Annotated in this window: 9 protein-coding genes; all 9 read left to right on the top strand. The window is 40.1% G+C overall.

Features of this window, described 5'->3' with window-relative positions:
• Positions 1-2,799 carry a hypothetical protein gene (locus ABXG83_RS00085; RefSeq protein ID WP_353549484.1) on the top strand — a complete coding sequence of 933 codons (2,799 nt, stop codon included), beginning with the start codon at positions 1-3 and terminating at the stop codon, positions 2,797-2,799.
• A gap of 156 nt (positions 2,800-2,955) precedes the next feature.
• Positions 2,956-4,638, top strand: a complete 1,683-nt coding sequence (locus ABXG83_RS00090; RefSeq protein ID WP_353549485.1) for a hypothetical protein — start codon at positions 2,956-2,958, stop codon at positions 4,636-4,638.
• A gap of 51 nt (positions 4,639-4,689) precedes the next feature.
• On the top strand, positions 4,690-6,033 hold the full coding sequence (locus ABXG83_RS00095; RefSeq protein WP_353549486.1) for a gliding motility-associated C-terminal domain-containing protein: 1,344 nt from the start codon (positions 4,690-4,692) through the stop codon (positions 6,031-6,033).
• A 2-nt stretch (positions 6,034-6,035) separates the two neighbouring features.
• Entirely contained in the window at positions 6,036-7,007 is a 972-nt protein-coding gene (locus ABXG83_RS00100) for a type IX secretion system membrane protein PorP/SprF (protein ID WP_353549487.1), read from the top strand.
• A gap of 55 nt (positions 7,008-7,062) precedes the next feature.
• Entirely contained in the window at positions 7,063-8,688 is a 1,626-nt protein-coding gene (locus ABXG83_RS00105) for a hypothetical protein (RefSeq protein ID WP_353549488.1), read from the top strand.
• A 555-nt stretch (positions 8,689-9,243) separates the two neighbouring features.
• Positions 9,244-18,204 (top strand): Ig-like domain-containing protein, encoded by an 8,961-nt coding sequence (locus ABXG83_RS00110; RefSeq protein WP_353549489.1) that lies wholly within the window; start codon positions 9,244-9,246, stop codon positions 18,202-18,204.
• A 62-nt stretch (positions 18,205-18,266) separates the two neighbouring features.
• On the top strand, positions 18,267-19,232 hold the full coding sequence (locus ABXG83_RS00115) for a type IX secretion system membrane protein PorP/SprF (RefSeq protein ID WP_353549490.1): 966 nt from the start codon (positions 18,267-18,269) through the stop codon (positions 19,230-19,232).
• The gene (locus tag ABXG83_RS00120; protein WP_353549491.1) at positions 19,165-21,288 is read left to right on the top strand and encodes an OmpA family protein; all 2,124 of its coding nucleotides are present in this window, start codon (positions 19,165-19,167) and stop codon (positions 21,286-21,288) included. Before ABXG83_RS00115 ends, ABXG83_RS00120 begins: the two co-directional genes overlap by 68 nt.
• 91 nt (positions 21,289-21,379) lie before the next feature.
• A complete protein-coding gene (locus ABXG83_RS00125; RefSeq protein ID WP_353549492.1) occupies positions 21,380-24,646 on the top strand; it encodes a PDZ domain-containing protein in 3,267 nt (1,088 codons plus the stop codon).
• The last annotated feature ends 2 nt before the right edge of the window (positions 24,647-24,648 follow it).

A 24,648-nucleotide genomic window follows, 5' to 3' on the forward strand; every position in this document is an offset into this window, starting at 1 on the left:
ATGAAAAAAAATATTACCATCTTGATACTGTTCCTATTGTTGTACGCACAAATAGTGGATGCACAGGGTGTAAAAGTGACAGGACCAATTGTGCCTAATTCATCAGCAGATGGATATCCTACACATACAGACATCTATGGAAAAGGTGGGTTTATGTCAGTCTCTGATATTGCAACAAGAAATGCGATCAATGCATTAAGACGAAAAATCGGGATGTTGGTATACGTAACAGCGGATGATGTGCTGTATCAACTCAAAGGCGGCGAAACCAATAGTAATTGGGTAGCAATACCATTGGGAACCGTAAGTAACAGCTTTACATGGGGGGGTAGTGGAGTTGCACCTGTTACACCAACAGTGAATACTGTTTACTATAATACAACTGATCAAAAAACATATATCTGGAATGGAACAGCATGGGAAGTGCTAGCACAAGGTGGAATTGCAGGTCCGCAAGGTATTCAAGGACCTGCGGGTACGAATGGAGTAAGTCTTAGTTGGCAGGGAAGTTTAGCATCATCACCATCTTCTCCTCAATTGAATTGGGCTTATTACAATTCAACGGATAAAAAAAGTTATGTGTGGGATGGAGATAGCTGGGAGATCTTATCGCAAGATGGAAGTACCGGTGCACAAGGTGCTCAGGGTCCACAAGGTATTCAAGGACCTGCGGGCACGAATGGAGTGAGTCTCATTTGGCAGGGAAGTTTAGCATCATCGCCGTCTTCTCCTCAATTGAATTGGACTTATTACAATTCAACGGATAAAAAAAGTTACGTGTGGGATGGAGACAGTTGGGAGATCTTATCGCAAGATGGAAGTACTGGTGCACAAGGTGTTCAGGGTCTACAAGGTATTCAAGGCCCTGCGGGCACGAATGGAGTGAGTCTCAGTTGGCAAGGAAGTTTAGCATCATCGCCATCTTCTCCTCAATTGAATTGGGCTTATTACAATTCAACGGATAAAAAAAGTTATGTGTGGGATGGAGACAGTTGGGAAATTTTATCACAAGATGGAAGTACCGGTGCACAAGGTGCTCAGGGTCTACAAGGTATTCAAGGCCCTGCGGGCACGAATGGAGTAAGTCTCAGTTGGCAAGGAAGTTTAGCATCATCGCCTTCTTCTCCTCAATTGAATTGGGCTTATTACAATTCAACGGACAAAAAAAGTTACGTGTGGGATGGCGACAGTTGGGAGATCTTATCGCAAGATGGAAGTACCGGTGCACAAGGTGCTCAGGGTCTACAAGGTATTCAAGGCCCTGCGGGCACGAATGGAGTAAGTCTCAGTTGGCAAGGAAGTTTATCATCATCACCATCTTCTCCTCAATTGAATTGGGCTTATTACAATTCAACGGATAAAAAAAGTTATGTGTGGGATGGCGACAGTTGGGAAATTTTATCACAAGATGGAAGTGCCGGTGCACAAGGTGCTCAGGGTCTACAAGGTATCCAAGGCCCTGCGGGCACGAATGGAGTAAGTCTCAGTTGGCAAGGAAGTTTATCATCATCGCCATCTTCTCCTCAATTGAATTGGGCTTATTACAATTCAACGGACAAAAAAAGTTACGTGTGGGATGGAGACAGTTGGGAAATTTTATCACAAGATGGAAGTATCGGTGCACAAGGTATCCAAGGCCCTGCGGGCACGAATGGAGTGAGTCTCAGTTGGCAGGGAAGTTTATCATCATCACCATCTTCTCCTCAATTGAATTGGGCTTATTACAATTCAACGGACAAAAAAAGTTATGTGTGGGATGGCGACAGTTGGGAAATTTTATCACAAGATGGAAGTACCGGTGCACAAGGTGCTCAGGGCCCACAAGGTATTCAAGGACCTGCGGGCACGAATGGAGTAAGTCTCAGTTGGCAGGGAAGTTTATCATCATCACCATCTTCTCCTCAATTGAATTGGGCTTATTACAATTCAACGGACAAGAAAAGTTATGTGTGGGATGGTGATAGCTGGGAGATTTTATCACAAGATGGAGTAGATGGTTCGGCCTCATTAATTTTTAATGGGAATCGTCCTATTACGGCCTCGTTATTCACCAATCAAAACCCAGGTACAAATGATCTGGTACAATGGATAGAAAGACTTTTTTATCCTACACATGCTCCAGATGCCTCATTGACAATGACCTACAATGGTCAAACCAGTGGTTCTAACTTCACAATAGAACGAATGTCGACCGGATCTTCTTTAGCAGCAACCCTCAATTGGGGAATTCGAAGAGGCCCGACCACTGCTGAGATTACAACAGTTACAGTGGGAGGCCAGTCACAAACATTTACACAACCTTCGCAGGGTAGTCCATATGGACCATCGGTCAATGGTACACAAGCTGTTAGTTTTCCTCGTAATACAACAACTGTTTTTAGCAATATAGTAGTAACAGCAGATGGAAAACAAGCGCAGTCTGATGTGACTGTAAATTTTGCTTTTAGAAAGTACTATGGATTTATGACACAGCCCGGCGGTGTAACGGAAGGGCAAGAATTTTCACCTACGGTATCCGATATTCTTGCCTTGACAAATCAACCATTTGCTTCATCAAGAAATTTAACGGCTACCATTACTCCGAGTGGTGCTCAAAGATTAGTGATTGCCTATCCTGTTTCACTCGACCCAGGTGTTGGTACATCAGCGCAAATTTCTGTTGGAGGCTTTGCGATCAATACTGATGCATACAGAAGAGAAGTGATAGCATTGACAAATGCAAGTGGTGCTACAGAAAACTATGTTGTGTATACCTGGAAAACGAATACTAATGGCTCTGTTTCAATAACGGTTCAATAGAAAAGAATGAGAAGAATTAAACCAATACTATTATGTATATGCTTAGCTAGCTTAATAAGTACAAAAGCACAGGTAAGGGTAATCGCACCAATCAATCCAAGTTCTCCCTTGGACTTATATCCCACGCATATCGATACGCTAGGGCACGGTGGTTTCATGGCTGTACGAACAAAAATCATCAGAGATAATATTCCTCCATTACGAAGAAAGGAAGGTATGCTTGTATATGTAGCAGAAACAGATAGTTTGTATCAATTGAAAGGAGGAATACTCAATAGTTTTTGGACAAAGTATAAGTTATCAGATGCGGGAAGTACAGGTATAGAATGGCAAGGTAGTTTATCTGCTGCGCCAGCCGATCCCCTCAAAAATTGGGCTTATTATAATACGCTTGATAAAAGAAGCTACATATGGAATGGTAGTAGCTGGAATATTCTGAGTCAGGATGGTATTGCAGGAATGCAAGGACCACAAGGAGAAAATAGTATTGTATGGAAAGGGAATCAAACAGTTGCTCCCGTATCACCTATGCAAAACTGGGCTTACTACGATATCATAAAACGAGTGAGTTTTATATGGAATACCAATACAAACAATTGGGATACGTTAGCTCCCGGAGGAATTGGTTTTTTATTTGTAGGATCTGATTTTGATCCTGATTGGGGTACGGTGCCACCTCCTACAAATCCTCCTGCAAATCCCGTTGTTAATACATTGTATAGAGATCCGGATGCAGGGCTGGTATATATTTATGATGGGTCAGCATGGAAATTATTTATAAAAGACGGTCTCGCAGGTGATGAAGGACCAATGGGACCACAAGGTCCGCCCGGTCCAACGGGGCAAGTGACCAGCGGTGTAATGATTTGGTTAGGTATGTTCGCAAGTGCTCCAAATGAACACGGTGAACCCATCGCTATCAATTCAGCATATTATGATCAAGTACAACGAAAAAGTTTTATCTGGGATGGTAGTCAATGGCAAATACTGGCTCAAGATGGACATGTATTGATGTGGTTAGGAGAGCTATCTTATGAGCCAACAGCAACCGCACCTTTTCAAGCGTATAGAAATACAACCCTGCGTAAAAGTTTTTTCTGGGCGTATAATCCAACTACGCAACAAGTTCAATGGAATATTTTCGCAGAAGATGGCTGGCGTGGTGATATCATTGAGTTCAAACAAACTTTTTCAGACTCGGTCATCTTTAATAATCCGGGAGACTTTGTTACCTCGAATGGAGAGATGGTAGTAATAGATAGTAAAATCAAACTTCCATTTTCTCGCTATGGTACTTGGGATCCCAACCGTTTTGACCTCGATGGAACAGCGCCACCAGTTCGAAGATTTCTTTTGGGGATGAGTGATAGTAATACACTGGCATTGGTAGAGCCTATGTCTGAGTATGTACGAATGAGTAGAGAGTTTGATCTTAATAAGAGACTAATTCCTGCAAGAGGATATTTGGATACTTTGATAGGAATGGTTATCCACTGGACCTACCAAGGGGAGTCACAACAACAATTGGCTTTATGGTCAGAGCAAACAGAAATTGCTGTAGGACCAATAGTGACTATTCCACAAACGATATCAATATTCGATCCCGCGAATGCAGCAGCGATTATTGCTCTTGAAAAGAATGCTTTTCCTGATTTTATTCAAGTTTTTTCTGTCAGGGGGTTTCAATTGGGAGTCGCTAAGACAATCAATAACTATTATTTCTATGCTTATATAAGATTTTACAACAACTCAGATACGGATTATCAATTTGATGTTGGAGAAAGTAGGTTATTGGTATCTGCTATAGGTATGGTCCGACGATTTAATTATTCAAAGTAAAGGTGGTGTATAAATAAGAACTATTGAATAAGCAACTAATCATTCATTAATATGCTATCTATTTTATATCAAAGATTAATAGGTATTTATATTTTTTTTCTTATCAATACAATGCCTGTACCAGCACAACAGGCAACTTTTGTGCATCATGGCTCTGTGTATATAGGCTCAAAAGTGAATATTGGAATCTTCGGTAACCTTATCAATCAATCTGAAATCATTACTTCTACGACCGCCAAAGTAAATTTCATGGGTGAACGTTGGATGAATCATCCAGGATCTAAGCTCTTAGACGAAGACGGTCATATGAATTCAGTTAAGGGCGCCACTATTGAATTTTTGCCTACTCAATTATTCAACAATACTTATAGACGTCAATACATCAATAGTTATTATAGTGCTGCTTCTTTCAATGGTCCGTCATTTGCCAACTTGATCATTAACAATCCAGATGGTGTACAGTTAGAATCAGATATCAATATCACCTATACACTTGCTTTTCAGTCTGGCCATTTATTCTTATCAGGTAAAACAGCTGTTTTAGGATCTGATACCTCTGCTGCTTCAGTATTAGGCTATCACCATAAGAGTTTTTTTGTAACAGGAGAAACGCCCGGTGGCAGTCATCTCATGATACGGAACATGAAAAAAGATCAGGAATATGTTTTTCCAATGGGCGAAAAGGATGATCAGTTTTATTACCATCCGGTCAAGCTTGTCAGTAAAAATCAACTGGAAGATATATCTGCCAGTGTATTCATAGGCACTTATTCTTCCGCAACTTCAGGATCAGCCTTACGTGACTCTACGGTAAATACGACATGGCATTTTGAGAAAAAAAGTATCAACCCCAATCAGTTTGTATTGAGTCTTCAACATAACCTACCCAATGAGGGACCCATATTCGCATCACTAAAAGCTAATTCTTATGTGGGGATATATGTCAATGGTAGTTGGAAAGCAGTGCCAGTTTCAACACCTGTAAGTATGCCGGGTAATATTACAACCAGTAGTCCTATTGGACATGCCGCAGTAAACAATGCATCCTTTGAAGTAAGTGGGCCATCACAATTTTATTTATCTAAATTTTCAGGACTGGCTGCAGGTACTGCCTTGCAGATTTTAAAACCAGTCAATGTATTTACTCCTAATGGAGACGGGCAAAATGATTTTTTCGATATAATCAATATAGAACAATTCCCGGATAATGAAGTGATCATCTATAATCGTTGGGGTAACGAAGTATTTAAAACCAGTAAATACTCGGCAACAAACAGATTCAAAGGTGTTGGATTGCCTGATGGCACTTATTTCTATATCATTAAGATCAATCATTCCAGGAGTCAAAGTGCAGCAACCGAAATTATTAAAGGCTTTATTACCATTCTCCGCTAGCAATGCGATATCTCTTGTACACGATATTATTCTTTGGATGTATACAAGATGGTTGTGCACAGCAAGAAGTCTTGTATACACAATATATGTTCAATGCATTGGCGCTGAATCCTGGTTATGCCGGCAATAAAGAATTCAATGTTAATATGACTTATCGGCATCAGTGGACCCAATTACAAGGAGCACCTAAAACAATGTTGTTTACGGTGGAAAAAGGGATACATGAAAAAAATCTGGGACTTGGATTTCATATCACCAAAGATGCGATCGGGCTACAAAAAAATATCAGTCCATTTCTTTCCATTGCTTATCGAATCCCTGTTTCAGAAAGAACGGTTTTGTCATCCGGAATAGCGATAGGTTTTTCTCAATATCAATTAGATGGTACTGGGTTCGTAGCATCATCCAATGCGGATCCGATTTTACAAGCAAAACTTAGTAGTACGATACTGATGGATGGAAAATTCGGATTTTACCTGAGTAATGATGATTTCTATGTGGGATTATCTGCTGCTAATCTTTTTAATAATAATGTGAATTATACTGGGGACAAAAGAAATATTATTGTTCCGCAGAAAAGGCATTTCTTTTTGATGTCAGGTGTCGTTTTACCTATAAGTGATAAGATCAAGTTATATCCCTCGTTACTTATCAGAGAAAATTTCAATCAACCAACCAATGCAGATATCAATGCGTTTATACTGATCGACGAGAAAATTTGGATTGGAGGTTCATATAGAACCAGTTTTAAATTGATCAGTAAAAACTACTTACAAAGTGATCTGACCCAAAGAGCAGCGGCATCTGCAAGTGCACAGATCTATCCTATAAAAGGAATGCGATTGGGGTATTCATATGATTTCAGCATAGGAGGTTTGAATAGTTATTTTGGCGGAACACATGAGATATCCATTGGATATGCTTTAATGCCCCTTCTCACTTCCTTGCGGATCAGCAGTCCCAGATACTTTTAAAATCCGATGGTCAATTATGAAAAGATATTACTTTCTGCTAGCTCTATTGCTACCAATGATGCAATTACGAAGCCAGTCTTTAATGCAGGAAGCCGCATTTCATTTGCGATCAGCTGAGTATAGTTTGTCTTTAGAAAAAAGCTTACAGGCTTATCAAAAAGAGTTCACGTCGGAAAAATTCAATATTATCCGAACGATCGCGCGCTCTTATGAGAAAATGGGAAAGAACCAATTGGCCTTACACTGGTATGCGCAACTCATTCACCCCAACAATACTTATTTGGATGACCTTTACTACTACGCAATCTGTTTAAAGAATAATGGACTATACGAGAAAGCGATATCGTATTTTAAAGACTATCAGTTGCGAAATGGATTACTACCAATATCTGGCTTAGTGTCTTCTTGTAAAAACGCCTTGATACAAACTGTAGATAGTTCTGCTTGGGCGATTCGAAATATGTTAGAAATAAATACAGATGCGTCGGAATTTGGTTGGATAAGATCTGATAGTGGATTTTTTATTACTTCTGACAGACATGTGGATACATTGAACAATAGTAAATATAAATGGACAGGGCTGCCGTATCAGAAAATATTCAATGTTCGGATTAATAAAAATAGAGATTCAATAGTGATAGATACATTGCCGGCATTTATTAACCATAACTATTCCAATGTTGGCGCACTTACACTTTCTCCAAGTGGTGATACCCTTTTTTTTACTTTGACCGATACCGTCAATCAGTCACCACAAAAAGTCTATAAGAAAAAAGAGCAGATTGTCGACGTGCGAAATGGCATATTTATTTCCGTACGAAAGAATCATACATGGCAGAAACCTGTTGCTTTTTTATATAATAACCAGAATAAGTATCAGGTGATGCATCCTGCAATTGATCAAACGGGAAATGTATTGGTTTTTGCCAGTGATCAGCCAGGCGGATACGGAGGCTTGGATCTTTATTATAGTGTAAAAGAACGTGATAGCTTTTGGTCGCCTCCCTGTAATTTAGGAGCAGTAGTGAATAGTGAAGCAGATGAAGTATTCCCTGTTTTTGACCAAGATGGGAAACTTCGCTTTTCAAGTAATCGGGTCATGGGAAGAGGGGCTTTGGATATTTATGAACTTTCTACGCTGCTTACAAAAGACACGGCTGTGGGGCTGTTGATTCATTTACCTTATCCTTTTAATTCATATGCAGACGATTTTTACCTGATTGATGGAGATCCGGGGAATAAATATTTCAGTTCTAATCGAAGCGGAGGAAAGGGTCTTGATGACATCTATGAAGTAAAACAAGTAAAAAAGCCTGTAGTTAGATTGGATTTCAATTATAAAGACAGTATTGATGCGAGAAGTCTAGTATCACAGCCTTTTATAAAAGTGGAAGATGTACGAACAAAAAATGAATCCATACAAATGTTATCTGCTGCAGGATCAATTATTATACCCGTGACTGATAGTACGATACAACGAATTGTTTATTATTCTGTGAATGGGAATAAATATAGTATCAATGATACCATTCAATATCATCCATCTTATCCTTCATATGGGATAATAAAAAAATACCCGATGCCTGTTTATCCGGATGCCGATGAAAAGAATAATAGGGCACAAGAAATATGGATGAATACTATTGATACAAGTATCCCAAGAAAGAAAAAACGATTTTGATATTTTCATATCGATACTAAAAGCCGAAAAGTGTTCTTTTGTATTCGAATTTTACAAAAAATCAAAAAATATTCTACAAAATACATCATCCTAATTACCAAATACAAGTAAGGTATTTCATAAAGCTATTAAGTCTGTTTGACTGAGATGAGTCTTAAAAAGAAATTAAAAAATACTGTCAATTAAGACTGTAATAAAAATAGGTTCAAATGCTTTTTATTAAGTACGAAATGCAATAAAAATACTACTATTTAATATCTATCTTTTTTCTTTGAAATCCTTTACTGGCAATTGTTTTATTAAAATCTGTTCGGTTATTTCTGCAAGAAAAAGGAATCTCTTTAAAGAATATTTTCGTAAGCGAATTCATCTTTCGATATCCCTTGTAATACTACACAAATTTTACCGGAAGACTATGTTGAGATAGGATCATTACTCACATGGTAGTCTCATTATTTCCTGTGAAAATCATCCAACTTTCCTGATCGACCACGAAATCCAATGTCCTTTTTTAAATGGACGAAACATTGTATTACTTAATCATTGGAGAGATTCATGGGTAATCGTAATAATATAGTAAAGCGTTTTTTAGGTGTTGTATTTTTTTGTTTTTCTACTGTGATGGTTTTTGGGGAGGGGAGTAAGGATTTGTATCCTAAAACGGGTAGTACAGGCTTTCGGGCTTCATTATTAAGCACGCCAACAACAGGACCCAATGCAGTTATTTCCAGTAACTCAGCAGTAGGTATTCGTTTTCCTAATCCAGGTCGTCAATTTGTTTATGCAAAATTCGGTGAAGTTATTCATGTCGGTTCAAGTGCGCAAGGTGTTGTAGGAGATGGATTTTCATCACAAACAGGAACCATTAATCTGGTTGCTCCTAACGGAACAACGTATACAAGCGGGACAAGCACTACTGTTGGGAAAATAAATTTTCAATCTGAAGAAGAAGTTGGTCCAAGTTTGACAATAGGAGATGGTGGTTATACTTCTTATAGTAGAACAGTAGGACTTGGCGAAGAAGGCATATGGGTTATTGATTTTGTAGCACCTAATCAGACTGCTATTCCCGGATCAGATGCAAATTCTGACCTTAATGCGACATCTTTAGCCGTTGCAAATGGATTTACTTCCACCATCCATCAACAAACAAAAAGCAGGTATATTGTTGCATGGGATGTAACAGTTGTTACTGCAGGAGTTCGTCAAACTGGGCGAGTGTATCAGACTGTTTTTTCTGCTGATCTTGGATTAGGCGCAAACTCTCTTTGTGATAAGGCGAAATTTTATGTAGTATCAAAAGATGGATATCAATACTTAGTTGAACCTAAAGCTGGATTTCGACCTTTTCAGTTTGCTTTTTTTGCAAATAATAAAGGTGTACGATATAATACAGGAGCGAATGCAGGACTATCCGCATACCGTAGTGCTAAAAATACGGATGTCGAAAATGCTTTCAGTGATCCCTCCAAACCTTACGACTATCATGTTCCTTCCGATGCGGATGATGGGACAAATATTACTTATAAACTTTTTTATAATACTCCGGATAATGTTAATCTACCTGATACAGCTAGTATTGCGAATTCTATATATGGCAGTTCATCTACTTGGCTTTTTCCATCAGCACCCGTTATACCAACATTAACTGATTTGGCTTTAGTTGGGAAAGAGGGAACACCTGGAAAATTTAGTACTACAGCTCCATTGACGGGAGGATTTATCACTTTTAATTCCAATCAGGCTGGAGCTTACCGCATTTTAATTGATGCTAATAATGATGGCGACTATACGGATAATGTTGATTTAACGTTAAGAGGCGATGCTGTAGCCGGAGCAAATTCCATTGCATGGGATGGTAAAGATGGACTCGGAAACTTGTTAACAAATACAACAACGATTAAGGTAAACGCTGTGACACTGGCCGGAGAAGTTCACTTTCCTTTGGCGGATGCAGAGAAGAATCTGAACGGGATTCAGATTACCAGATTGAATGGCACTGGTTCGCCCAATTATACGGTATACTGGGATGATCAATTTTTGAATTTTACCGGGGATGTCGGAGCCTCATCGCCATTAACAAATCTTGATAATGGATCGGGACAATCAAGTATAACGAATGGACACAAATGGGGTACATCCGGTGGTGGCTCTGGTGCAGGTATTTTTGGAGATCAAGCAGTTATTGATACTTGGACGAATGTATTCAGTGCAGATCAAAATCTAAATGTAACTATAACAAGTCAGGTAGCGGATCTTGAAATTGTGAGCTTAGTCGGAAACCTCACCAATATTTGTGTAGGCACGGAAGTGACCTACACTTTTATCGCGAGAAATAATGGCCCGAATAATTCGGGAGATGTAACTGTTAGTTTCGTTGTTCCCACTGAGTTAACCAATTTATCTGTGGTCTCCGCCTCTGTAACTAGTGGCACTGCAACGGGGGTAGGAGGTACATTTAGTGGAACAACTTTTACAGATGTTTTAAATATGGATAATGGTGCTGTAGTTACCTACGTGGTAAAGGGAACCATTGGATCGTATCCTTCAGGTGGAAACTTAAATACATCAGCGAGAATTTTAAGAGCTGCGGATGTGACAGATCCAGACGCTACGAATGATGATACATCCCCGCCCACAGACCCTACTACGGAATGTAATGGAGCGCCTTCAGGGGTTGGATGTAATAATATTAAAAACCTCACTACAACTGTCAATGCACTGCCATCCACCGCCGCATTGGTAAGTGCTGCAACATTGACCAATTGTAACAATAGTAACTTCACTGTTCAAGCAGTAGTACCAACGACAGGAAGCGGTACATGGAGTGTGATCAGTGGTACTGCAACGATTGCTAATTTAACGAATACGACAACGAATGTTTCTGGTGTTACAGCGGGTGAAACGGTTGTACTCAGATGGACAGTGAGTAATGGAACTTGTACACCATCAACAGTAGATATCACCTTAGTGAACAATGCATTGCCATCCACCGCCGCATTGGTAAGCGCTGCAACATTGACCAATTGTAACAATAGCAACTTTACAGTTCAAGCAGTAGTGCCTACGACGGGGAGCGGTACTTGGAGTGTGATCAGTGGCACTGCAACGATTGCTAATTTGACAAATACTACAACGAATGTTTCGGGTGTAACGGCTGGACAGACAGTGGTACTCAGATGGACAGTAAGTAATGGAACTTGTACACCATCAACAGTAGATATCACCTTAGTGAACAATGCATTGCCATCCACCGCCGCATTGGTAAGCGCTGCAACATTGACCAATTGTAACAATAGCAACTTTACAGTTCAAGCAGTAGTGCCTACGACGGGGAGCGGTACTTGGAGTGTGATTAGTGGCACTGCAACGATTGCTAATTTGACAAATACTACAACGAATGTTTCGGGTGTAACGGCTGGACAGACAGTGGTACTCAGATGGACAGTGAGTAATGGAACTTGTACACCATCAACAGTGGATATCACTTTGGTGAATAATGCAGCCCCATCCACAGCTGCATTGGTAAGCGCTGCAACATTGACCAATTGTAACAATAGCAACTTTACAGTTCAAGCAGTAGTGCCTACGACAGGGAGCGGTACATGGAGTGTGATTAGTGGCACTGCAACGATCGCAAATTTGACAAGCACGACAACGAATGTTTCTGGTGTTACAGCGGGTGAAACGGTTGTACTTAGATGGACAGTGAGCAATGGTACCTGCACACCATCAACAGTAGATATCACTTTGGTGAACAATGCATCCCCATCCACAGCTGCATTGGTAAGCGCTGCAACATTGACCAATTGTAACAATAGCAACTTCACTGTTCAAGCAGTAGTACCAACGACAGGAAGTGGAGCATGGAGTGTGATTAGTGGCACTGCAACGATTGCTAATTTAACGAATACGACGACGAATGTTTCGGGTGTAACAGCCGGACAGACTGTGGTACTTAGATGGACAGTAAGCAACGGAACCTGTACACCATCAACAGTAGACATTACCCTAGTCAATAATTTAGGTCCTTCGTCTGCAACTTTAACTACAGCTGCAAGTTTAACGAATTGTAATAATGATGTATTTAATATAGGCGCAGTAACACCAACCACAGGAACAGGAGTTTGGACGGTTGTGAGTGGTACTGCTACCATTGCAAATGCAAATGCTACAAGTACATCTGTATCCAATGTTACTGCAGGAAATACAGCAGTACTTCGTTGGACGGTGAGCAGTCCGGGTTGTACTTCTAATACTGTTGATGTTACTTTAATTAACAATGCATTGCCATCCACAGCAGGATTGATAAGTCCTGCAACATTGACCAATTGTAACAACAGCAACTTTACGGTTCAAGCAGCCGTGCCTACGACAGGAAGCGGCACATGGAGTGTGATCAGTGGCACTGCATCGATCGCGAATTTGACAAGTACCACAACGAATGTTTCGGGTGTAACAGCGGGTGAAACGGTTGTACTTAGATGGACAGTGAGTAATGGTACCTGCACACCATCAACAGTAGATATCACTTTGGTGAACAATGCATCCCCATCCACAGCTGCATTGGTAAGCGCTGCAACATTGACCAATTGTAACAATAGCAACTTTGCAGTTCAAGCAGTAGTGCCTACGACGGGGAGCGGTACATGGAGTGTGATTAGTGGCACTGCAACGATCGCAAATTTGACAAGCACGACAACGAATGTTTCTGGTGTTACAGCGGGTGAAACGGTTGTACTTAGATGGACAGTGAGCAATGGTACCTGCACACCATCAACAGTAGATATCACTTTGGTGAACAATGCATCCCCATCCACAGCAGCATTGGTAAGCGCTGCAACATTGACCAATTGTAACAATAGCAGCTTTACAGTTCAAGCAGTAGTGCCTACAACAGGAAGCGGTACATGGAGTGTGATTAGTGGCACTGCAACGATCGCTAATTTAACGAATACGACAACGAATGTTTCGGGTGTAACGGCTGGACAGACAGTGGTACTCAGATGGACAGTAACCAACGGAACCTGTACACCATCAACAGTAGACATTACCCTAGTCAATAATTTAGGCCCTTCGTCTGCAACCTTAACTACAGCTGCAAGTTTAACGAATTGTAATAATGATGTATTTAATATAGGCGCAGTAACACCAACCGTGGGTACGGGAGTTTGGACGGTTGTGAGTGGTACTGCTACCATTGCAAATGCAAATGCTACAAGTACATCTGTAACAAATGTTACTGCAGGAAATACAGCAGTACTTCGTTGGACGGTGACCAGTCCAGGTTGTACTTCTAATACTGTTGATGTTACTTTAATTAACAATGCATTGCCATCCACCGCCGCATTGGTAAGCGCTGCAACATTGACCAATTGTAACAATAGCAACTTTACGGTTCAAGCAGCCGTGCCTACGACAGGAAGTGGCACATGGAGTGTGATTAGTGGTACAGCAACGATCGCCAATTTAACGAATACGACAACGAATATTTCGGGTGTAACGGCCGGACAGACTGTGGTACTCAGATGGACAGTAAGCAACGGAACCTGTACACCATCAACAGTAGACATTACCCTAGTCAATAATTTAGGTCCTTCGTCTGCAACTTTAACTACAGCTGCAAGTTTAACGAATTGTAATAATGATGTATTTAATATAGGCGCAGTAACACCAACCGCAGGAACGGGAGTCTGGACGGTTGTGAGTGGTACAGCAACTATTACAAATGCAAATGCTACAAGTACATCTGTATCCAATGTTACTGCAGGAAATACAGCAGTACTTCGTTGGACGGTGAGCAGTCCAGGTTGTACTTCTAATACTGTTGATGTTACTTTAATTAACAATGCATCACCATCCACAGCTGCATTGATAAGTCCTGCAACATTGACCAATTGTAACAATAGCAACTTTACAGTTCAGGCAGCCGTGCCTACGACAGGAAGTGGCACATGGAGTGTGATCAGCGGTACTGCAACGATCGCCAATTTAACGAATACGACAACGAATGTTTCGAGTGTAACAGCGGGTGAAACGGTTGTACTTAGATGGGCAGTGAGTAATGGAACTTGTACACCATCAACAGTGGATATCACTTTGGTGAATAATGCAGCCCCATCCACAGCTGCATTGGTAAGCGCTGCAACACTGACCAATTGTAACAATAGCAACTTTACGGTTCAAGCAGCCGTACCTACAACAGGAAGTGGAACTTGGAGTGTGATCAGTGGTACAGCAACGATCGCCAATTTAACGAATACGACAACGAATGTTTCTGGTGTAGCTTCAGGTGAAACAGTGGTACTTAGATGGACAGTGAGTAATGGAACTTGTACACCATCAATAGTGGATATTACCTTGGTGAACAATGCATTGCCATCTACAGCAGCATTGATAAGTCCTGCAACATTGACCAATTGTAATAATAGCAACTTTACAGTTCAAGCAGCAGTACCTACGACAGGAAGCGGTACATGGAGTGTGATCAGTGGCACTGCAACGATCGCTAATTTAACGAATACTACAACGAATGTTTCGGGTGTTACAGCGGGTGAAACGGTTGTACTTAGATGGACAGTGAGTAATGGAACTTGTACACCATCAACAGTGGACATCACTTTGGTGAACAATGCAACGCCATCCACCGCCGCATTGATAAGTCCTGCAACCATAACCAATTGTAATAATGGAAATTTTGCAGTTCAAGCAGTAGTGCCTACGACAGGAAGCGGTACATGGAGTGTGATTAGTGGCACTGCAACGATTGCTAATTTGACAAGCACCACAACGAATGTTTCTGGTGTAAAAGCGGGTGAAACGGTTGTACTTAGATGGACAGTAAGCAATGGTACCTGCACACCATCAACAGTAGATATCACTTTGGTGAACAATGCATTGCCATCTACAGCAGCATTGATAAGTCCTGCAACATTGACCAATTGTAACAATAGCAACTTCACTGTTCAAGCAGTAGTACCAACGACAGGAAGTGGAGCATGGAGTGTGATCAGTGGCACTGTAACGATTGCTAATTTGACGAATACTACAACGAATGTTTCGGGTGTAGCTTCAGGTGAAACGGTTGTACTTAGATGGACAGTGAGCAATGGTACCTGTACACCATCAACAGTGGACATAACTTTGGTGAACAATGCATCACCATCCACAGCAGCATTGGTAAGCGCTGCAACATTGACCAATTGTAACAACAGCAACTTTACGGTTCAAGCAGCCGTGCCTACAACAGGAAGCGGTACATGGAGTGTGATCAGTGGTACAGCAACGATTGCTAATTTAACGAATACGACAACAAATGTTTCGGGTGTAACGGCCGGACAGATAGTGGTACTCAGATGGACAGTAAGCAACGGAACCTGCACACCATCAACAGTTGATATCACTTTGATCAACAACGCTGCTCCATCTGTTGCCAATGCAGGTACTAATCAGGTCAATTGTAATAATGGTTCTTTTACCATGGCAGCTTTAACTCCTACTGTGGGTACAGGTAGTTGGAGTATCATAAGTGGATTAGCCACTATTATAAGCTCAAATCTTACTAATACATTAATTACAAGTATTCCTGTAGGAACCAGCACTACCTTACGGTGGTCTGTGAACAATGGACTTTGTCCGGCTTCAGTCGCTGACATTATTTTAACCAATGCTGAATCCGTAAATGCAGGATCGAATATTATTATTAACTGCGTTACTACTGCTAAACTTTCTCCTGCATTAAGTGGACAAGTTTGGACAACATCAATTTCAAATCCTTCTGCAGCCTCGATCAATAGTAATGGTGAAATAATCGGTCTGATTAAAAAAGGTATTTACCAGTTTACATTGGCCAATGCCAATTGTTCCGCAACTATTACTGTGACAAAAAATAATTGTCCTCCTGTTGCTTTGAATGATACACAAACAGTTAGAAATGATCAAATACTTACCGGAACCTTAAAGCCAAAAGTATCTGATCCGGATAGTGATGTTTTAACACTTTCATTAATTGTTTCACCCACTAGAGGAACAATTGTATTCAATACTGATGGTACATACACTTATACACCAACAACCGATTATGTTGGAACTGATTCTATTACTTATCGTGTATGTGATACTGACGGTCTTTGTGCTGAAGCTAAATTATATATCAACGTTACTGGCACGCCGAAACCTCCAGTAGCCATTAATGATTCACTGATCACTACCAAGAATACTCCCGTCAATGGAAACGTTTTGACCAACGATTATAATTTTGGAACAAATACGAATACAGGATTAACAGTTACAACGACACCTGTATTACCTCCTGCAAACGGAACAGTTTTATTGAATGCTGATGGTACATTCACTTATACACCTGCCCATAATTTTACCGGTCTTGATTCATTTAAATATGTAATCTGTAATGCCATTGCTTTATGTGATACTGCCACAGTATACATCAGTATCAATGAGCCCCCTTCACTTCAGCCAAAATTAGAAATTGAAAAAAGGATCGATCCTTCGAAGATTCAATATGGAACTGGGGAAACTGTTACTTACACTGTTGTTGCAAAGAGTACGGGTAATACAGCGGTTCATAATATCTCGGTACTGGATATACTTCCGGTAGCTACAAAAATTACCAACGTAAAAATCAATAATGGTAGTCCAACTGCTGGAACTGCATCTTATGAATCCATTACTAACATAATATTCTGGTCAATTCCGCTTTTGGGTGTAGGTGACTCAGCTATATTAAAGTATACATTGGTACTCGCAGATTCAGGGGTCTTGAAAAATGTAGCTACGATCTCATCTCCAATGATCCCAGGCATAAGTGATACAGCTTCATTATCTATTCTGGTTGTCAATCAGGCGGATATCAAGATATCCAAATTCCTTAGAGCACCTGCAGTCATTAGTGTGAATGATGAGATCGGATTTACAATGATTGCAGAAAATTTTGGTCCTGCTATCGGTACTGAAGTAGTAGTACAAGATAGCTTATATGCCAATCTAAGTGATCCAAGAAGTATGACGGTGAATATTGGGAAAGTGAGTTACGATCCGGTTACTCGAAAAATAACCTGGCGTATCGATACACTATTGGTTGGACAAAAAGATAGTCTAGTGATTCGTGTAAAAGTGCTATCGGGTGGACAAATCAAGAATGGCGCTACCGTTCGTGCTAAACAGTCGGATCCTGTTTCCGGCAATAATGGATCAGTAGTTTCAAATATTACAGGTGGACAAGTCTTAGTAGAAGGAAAAGAGTTTTTTATTCCTTCAGTCTTTACTCCAAATGGAGATGGTAAGAATGATAAGTTCGTCATCCTGGGGCTTAACCGCTTTCCAGGATCTGAATTAATCATATATAACAGATGGGGCAATGTAGTGTATCAATCAAAAGATTATAAAAATGATTGGACAGGGAATGGATTGAATGAAGCTACTTATTACTATACCCTGAACCTTAAAACAACATCTGGTATTCAAAAGATGGCTGGATGGGTTCAGATATTGAGATGATGTTTATGGTAACTATTGATATGAAAGTGATGAAAAGGTGTTTGTTGATTGCATATCTAGTAATGGTATGCATAATTCAGAAAGTGAATGCGCAGCAACAGATTCAGTTCAGTCAGTATGTATTTAATCCACTGACAGTGAATCCTGCTTATGCTGGCTACAGAGGAGATGTATACCTCAGTGCTGTTTTTAGAAAACAATGGGTCAACATTCCGGGTGCTCCTGAAAGTGGAGCAGTATCAGTTGATGGACTTCGTTTAAAAAACAATGAATCTGTTGGATGGGGCTTTCAGATCGCAACAGATAAGCTAGGTCCTCAGGAAGCTACAAATCTATACGCGAACTATGCCTACCGTATTCAACTTGATCATGAAGATACCAGAAGATTTTGCTTGGGATTAGGCTTTGGTGCAACCCAATATCGTATTGATGGAAGTGCATTAAAGTTCGTGGATGATAATGATCAGGCCATACCCATTCAAAGCCATACACGTATTGTTCCTGACGCCAATTTTGGCATCTTTTATTATACACCTAAATCTTATATCGGGATATCAGTAATGGATTTGCTGAGTCGATATAATGTTGATTTCGGTTATAGCTTCAATAATAACAGATATGCAACAATGACCAGATCACAGCATATTTATCTGAATGCAGGGACCATGTTTACTTTATCAGATCAGGTAAAACTCAAACCTTCTTTTATGTGGAAAGAAGATTTTAAAGGACCTAGCAATTTTGACTTTACCGTTTTTGCTTTACTTGATGAGAAACTCTGGCTCGGGGGGTCTTACAGAACAGGAATATCTATCTGGGATAAAAAATATTTAGCCAGAGATCTTGATAAACGTGATGCGTTTAGCTTGATCGCAGAAATATTCCTGACAGATAAATTACGGGTAGGCTATTCATATGATCAGATGCTGAATGGGTTGAATAATTACCAAAACGGTTCTCATGAACTTAGTATTGGTATTCGATTTACCAAACCTCAGGGAAGAACAATTAGTCCAAGATATTTTTAATGCTGCTTATTCTATGAAGTACTCTCTTTTTTTGTTGATCTTCATTTCTTACACCCTCAGCGCTCAGGAACAACCTTCCTTAGATAAAATAGCTGACAGACATTTTATAAAATATGAATACGCATTAGCAGTGCCTCTCTACGAAAGACTGCTTGATCAACGAAAAATTAAAAATGACTGGTTGTTCAAGGCTGCATTTTGCTATGAATCTATGCTGCAATATGAAAGAGCAGTTTATTGGTACCAACAGCTGTTACAAAAAGATACTATAGTAGAACCAGATCTTATTTTACATGCAGCCGACCTGATGAAAACCTTACAGAAAGCTGATACTGCTATATACTGGTACCAACAATATTTATTAAAAAGTGGTGATTCGATAAGAGCCTTGCAAAGAATACAAGGAACTGTAAAGGGTATCGAATGGATGAATCATCCTACCCGGCATGAAATCATGAATAAGATCGATATTAATACAAACTTATCTGATTGGGGAAGCTCTTTATATAAAGATGAGTTGATCTATGTTTCAGAACAAAAAAGAAAGATCAATGGAGCCTATGCAAACAATAATAGGATCTATAGCTGGAATGATAACCCTTATCTCAGTTTGCAAGTCACCAATCGATTGAAGCAAGGTGCGCTGATTCATGAGATCATTCAAAAAATGAATGATTATGATTATCATGTCGGACCTGTTGCATTCACAAAAAATCTCGACACACTTTATTACACAAGAACATATAGAAAAGCAAATGATCATTTTCAAAAACCATTTAAGAGATTCAGGATAGCAACAAGACACCTTGAAATATTATACATTTTCAAAACAGGCGTAAATACCTGGAGTAAACCCAAAGAATTGATCAGTGGTAAAGGGACACAGTTTAGTATAGGTCATGCCACTTTATCACAAAATGGAGACGTATTATATTTTGCTTCTGATATGCCGGGTGGATACGGGAAAACAGATATTTGGTATTGTGAAAAAGAAGCGAATGGTAATTGGAGTGCTCCTAAAAATTGTGGCGCCTTGATCAATACGCCAGACGAAGAAGCTTTTCCTGTCATTGATCCAAATTCCGGGGACATTTACTTTGCCAGCACGGGTCATATAGGAATGGGGGGGTATGATATATTTCAATCCTCTGGTTCTCGTAGCACATGGAGTCATTCCGAAAATCTTCTTTATCCGATCAATAGCACATATGATGATTTCTATTTCGTAGTAAAGAATCAGTATGAGATGTACTTGTCTTCCAACAGACCGGATGGCAAGGGATCAGACGATATTTATGCCGTTCTGCTTCCAATACCCAAACAAGATAAGCAGGCAATATTACCTAAACCCACAACACTCGTTATCAGAACTAAAGTATTGAATCGACAAACCCAAGAACCAATTTCATCATCACTGGTGCAAATGACGAATTTGCTGGAAAATAGCAAGGTAGATCATGAAACAAATGAAGACGGACTGACATATCATGTTGTGCCTTGTAATAGTCACTATCGCGTAAAGGCCAGTAAAACTTTTTATGAATCTGATAGTTCCGGATTGATTTTTCCGGATTGCTCGAAAATAGATACCATGGATGTTCTTCTTTATCTCAATCCTTTTACTCCAAAAATTGATACACCTAAAATTGTAGGTCCTGCTAAAAGAGTATCCAGGTTTAAAGTAGGGGATACATTCGTATTAAATGATCTGTATTATGATCTGGATAAGTACAATATCAGAGCTGACGCGGCTAAAATATTGGATAGTTTAGTTACGATTCTCAATACTTATCCTGAGATTGATATTGAATTATCTTCTCATACAGACAGTAGGGCCAGTGATGCATACAATGATAAATTATCCCAGAATAGAGCTATTTCTGCAGTTAATTATCTCATTAAACATGGTATTGACAAAAAACGATTACAGGCACGTGGTTATGGCGAAAAAAGACTTAGAAACCATTGCGCAGATGGTGTTAAATGTTCTGAAGCCTTACACCAATTGAACAGAAGAACTGAGGTGCGGGTGACAAATGTGAGGGCGCTTGACTAAAATGACCTTTTATATATTTCATTTGTATTCTCTAATTCCCCTTAGTAATTTAAGGGGCTATTCACCAATTGCTTATCAGAAAACAAACCATATGAAAAACAAGAGTTCGGGTATCCATAAGATACTCTCATTATTCGTGCTCTTATGCACAGGAAGTACCTTATTGGCTCAGGGAACGATGTTACTACGTCAACCCAATGCCAGTAAAGATCATATCGTCTTTGTTCATGCAGATGATATTTGGGTTGCCAATATTAACGGTGGTGATGCCCGTAGATTAACATCTGCTATTGGAACAGAATTAAATCCCAAAATTAGTCCCGATGGTAAATGGGTGGCCTTTACAGGTCAGTATGATGGAAACTTTGATGTTTATGTTGTATCCATTGATGGTGGTGAACCCAAAAGAATGACATGGCACCCCGGTGCTGATGTAGTTCATGGTTGGTTACCTGATGGAAGTGGCATTTATTTTACTTCAGGAAGGGAAGGATACCCAACGGTGAATACAAAATTCTTTATTGTCAATATCAAAGGAGGTACACCTACTGCAATGCCTTTGCCTTTTGGCTTTTCCGGAACTCTGTCTCCCGATGGCCAGACCATGGCATTCTTACCTTATAGCTTATGGGATCCTGAATGGAGAAATTATCGTGGTGGACAGGCGCAGCCTATCTGGTTATTCAATATGAAAACCTTTGAAACCATTAAAACCAAACAAGGTGATAAAGAAAGACATAGCAGTCCCACCTGGAACAATGGTATTTTATATTTCTTATCTGAACAAGACTATATTAATAATGTATGGTCTTATGATCCAAAGACAAAAGTGCAAAAGCAAATCACGTTCCATAAAGATTTTGATATCAAGAATGTTTCAGCCGCTAATAACAAATTGATCTATGAGCAGGGAGGTTATTTGCATAGCTACGATATCACTACACAAAAAACACAAAAGCTGGAAATACATGTCAAAGGTGATTTGAATTGGGGACGTGCACGTTGGAATAACCTGACCGGTGCTAATTTGATCAACGCTAGTTTATCTCCAACAGGAAAACGTGCATTATTTGAAAGTAGGGGTGAGATATTCACTGTTCCGAAGGAAAATGGCGATTGGAGAAATATCACAAACTCAACAGGAGCTGCAGACAGAGCTCCAGTTTGGTCGCCTGATGGACAAAAGATCGCGTGGTTTTCTGATGCAAGTGGTGAATATCAGTTAATGGTAAAAGATCAATTTGGGTTACAGGAGGCGCAAGCTTTTCCTATTCCTAATAAGAAGTTTTATTTCACACCAGCTTGGTCGCCGGATAGTAAATACATCGCATTTACAGATACGGATTATAATATCTGGTATATGGATGTGAAAACAGGTGCCATCAAAAAAGTGGATACAGATCGTTATGCGCATCCCAATAGAACCATGAAACCTGTTTGGTCGCCGGATAGTAAATGGATTGCTTATGTACAAATACAAAACAATCAGTTCAAAGCTGTGAAAGTGTATAATCTGGAAACGGGTGTTAGTAAGCAAATCACAAATGGATTATCCGATGCTATTGATCCGCAGTGGGATGAAAGCGGAAAATATTTATACTTTTTGGCTAGCACAGATTTTGGTTTAGCAACCGGTTGGTTGGATATGAGTAATTATAACTATCCTGTTACACGCGCACTGTATATCGCAGTACTTAGTAAAGATGTGCCATCTCCATTCGAACCAAAAAGTGATGATGAGCCCGTTAAGAATCCTGCCGATACTGCTGCCAAGCAAACCAAACCTGCTACTGCATCAAAAGGGGTACAGGTTAAAATTGATTTTGAAGGCTTAGATCAACGCATCATCGCAGCGAACATACCGATGCGTGATTATACCGGATTGATTGCAGGCCCGGATGGTACCGTTTTCTATTTGGAAAGTGTTCCTAATCAGCCGGGTCTTGTTTTGAACCGATACAGTACTAAAGATCAGAAAACAACCGAGTTCGCAAGATCTGTCAATGCTGCAACGACGAGTGAAGACCGCAAAAATTTATTGTATCGCTCAGGACCAGGTTGGTATATCGTTGGTACCGCTGTAGCACCTCGTCCGGGGGAAGGTCGCTTAGCAACAGATGGAATGAAAGTGTATGTAGATCCGGGTAAAGAAGCTGAGCAGATCTACAAAGAGGGCTGGCGTTTACAAAGAGACTTTCTCTACGTGGATAACGTACATGGTGCTCCATGGGATAAGATCTATGATTGGTACAAACCTTGGGTAAAACATGTGAAACACAGATCAGATTTGAATTATATCATTGATATCATCAGTGGAGAAGTCGCTGTCGGACATTCTTATGTGAATGGTGGAGACTTCCCCGATGTACCTACAATTCCGGGTGGATTATTAGGAGCGGATTATCAAGTCGAAAATGGCTATTTCAAAATCAAGAAAATATATACCGGTGAAAATTGGAACCCTGAATTAAGATCACCATTAAGTGGTCCGGGGATCAATGTAAAAGCAGGAGATTATTTATTGGAAGTGAATGGACAAAAACTAGATGCGTCCATGAATCTGTATAGCTTGTTTGAGGGTACGGCAAATAGACAAATCAAGATTCGAGTGAACAGTAAACCTACTTGGGAAGGCTCACAATTGATTACAGTAGTTCCTATAGCCAATGAAGGTGCACTTCGCTCGAGAGATTGGGTAGAGGGAAATCGTAGAAAAGTGGATGAGCTTTCAGGTGGAAAATTGGCTTATGTATATGTACCCAATACAGGTGATCCTGGATATACTTCATTCAATCGTTATTATTTTTCACAACAAGATAAACAAGGTGCGATCATTGATGAAAGAAACAACGGAGGTGGATCTGCAGCTGACTATATGATCGATGTGATGAGTAGAAAGTTGCAAGGATATTTCAATAATAGGGTAGAAGGACATCGCGTGTCTACAACTCCGATGGCTGGTATCTGGGGACCTAAAGTGATGATCATTAATGAGAATGCTGGTTCAGGCGGTGACCTGTTACCTTATATGTTCAGAAAAATGAAATTAGGACCATTAGTGGGTACAAGAACATGGGGAGGATTGGTTGGTACTTGGGATACGCCACCATTTATTGATGGAGGAAGAATGGTAGCACCCAGAGGTGGCTTTTTTGATACTGATGGGAAATGGGCCGTGGAAGCTGAAGGAGTAGCCCCGGATATTGAAGTATTCCATGATCCAAAAGCGATCATTGAAGGTCGTGATCCGCAACTGGAGCGAGCTGTACAAGAAGCTTTACGTTTGATGCCTACACAAGGAATTGAACTAAAGAAAGAACCATCTCCACCCATTCGATCATTCCGTCCGAAGAATTAGAT

Origin of the sequence: Sediminibacterium sp. KACHI17 (assembly GCF_040362915.1) — a bacterium.
GTDB lineage: Bacteria > Bacteroidota > Bacteroidia > Chitinophagales > Chitinophagaceae > Sediminibacterium.

Coding starts and splice junctions, on each gene's coding strand:
- ABXG83_RS00085 (WP_353549484.1), top strand. CDS start 1: ATGAAAAAAAATATTACCATCTTGATACTGTTCCTATTGTTGTACGCA.
- ABXG83_RS00090 (WP_353549485.1), top strand. CDS start 2,956: ATGGCTGTACGAACAAAAATCATCAGAGATAATATTCCTCCATTACGA.
- ABXG83_RS00095 (WP_353549486.1), top strand. CDS start 4,690: ATGCTATCTATTTTATATCAAAGATTAATAGGTATTTATATTTTTTTT.
- ABXG83_RS00100 (WP_353549487.1), top strand. CDS start 6,036: ATGCGATATCTCTTGTACACGATATTATTCTTTGGATGTATACAAGAT.
- ABXG83_RS00105 (WP_353549488.1), top strand. CDS start 7,063: ATGATGCAATTACGAAGCCAGTCTTTAATGCAGGAAGCCGCATTTCAT.
- ABXG83_RS00110 (WP_353549489.1), top strand. CDS start 9,244: ATGGGTAATCGTAATAATATAGTAAAGCGTTTTTTAGGTGTTGTATTT.
- ABXG83_RS00115 (WP_353549490.1), top strand. CDS start 18,267: ATGGTATGCATAATTCAGAAAGTGAATGCGCAGCAACAGATTCAGTTC.
- ABXG83_RS00120 (WP_353549491.1), top strand. CDS start 19,165: ATGAACTTAGTATTGGTATTCGATTTACCAAACCTCAGGGAAGAACAA.
- ABXG83_RS00125 (WP_353549492.1), top strand. CDS start 21,380: ATGAAAAACAAGAGTTCGGGTATCCATAAGATACTCTCATTATTCGTG.